General features: G+C 53.1%; 1 protein-coding gene. It reads right to left on the bottom strand.

What is annotated here, in order from left to right; genetic code table 11:
* Window positions 1–147: 147 nt before the first annotated feature.
* Window positions 148–576, bottom strand: a 429-nt coding sequence (locus tag B3180_RS05170) for a KorB domain-containing protein (protein WP_286843405.1), incomplete at its 5' end; no start/stop codon positions are given.

Raw genomic sequence — 576 nt, forward strand, 5'->3', positions numbered from 1 at the left:
GGTACGCATCAAAATCCACATCACTGGGTACCCGCATGGAAATGATGCCCACAACGTTTTCGTTGCGCAGTGCTGCCCAGCACTTCCCTAAGCTCACACTGTTGTCCGCCGGTTTATCTTCACCATAACTTGCATTCTGTTCTGACATTACTTGCTCCAATTCTTCGCAATATCGTCTTTCAACGAAACGACTGTATCCGCCTCAACCCTGAAGCTCAGCTTTTTATTGCCCAGCTCTACGGTCAACATGAATTCGTCCTTATCCAGCTCCAGGCGCACCGCTGAGGCCTTTTTCGGCTTGGGCGGCACATCATCACCCTTGGGCGGCTTGCCTCCCTTTTTACCCTCTGCCCCGGCTCCGCTGTCCTGGTTCTCTTTGGCCTCCTTCTTGGCCTGTTTTGCCTCGCCAGCCAGCTCTGTGCTGGCCTTACGAAGGTTTGTTTCAAGCTCCCCGCTACGCCACTGATCAATCAGTTCAGCCACTTCTTCGGGCTTGCTTTCGGCGGCTTTAGCCAGGTTGTACAGCACGTCAACATCCTGTGTTTCACCATGCGTAGAAAGCCCTGTAACCACAGA

The organism is Idiomarina sp. UBA4206 (assembly GCF_002383015.1).
In the GTDB taxonomy this organism is placed as follows: domain Bacteria; phylum Pseudomonadota; class Gammaproteobacteria; order Enterobacterales; family Alteromonadaceae; genus Idiomarina; species Idiomarina abyssalis.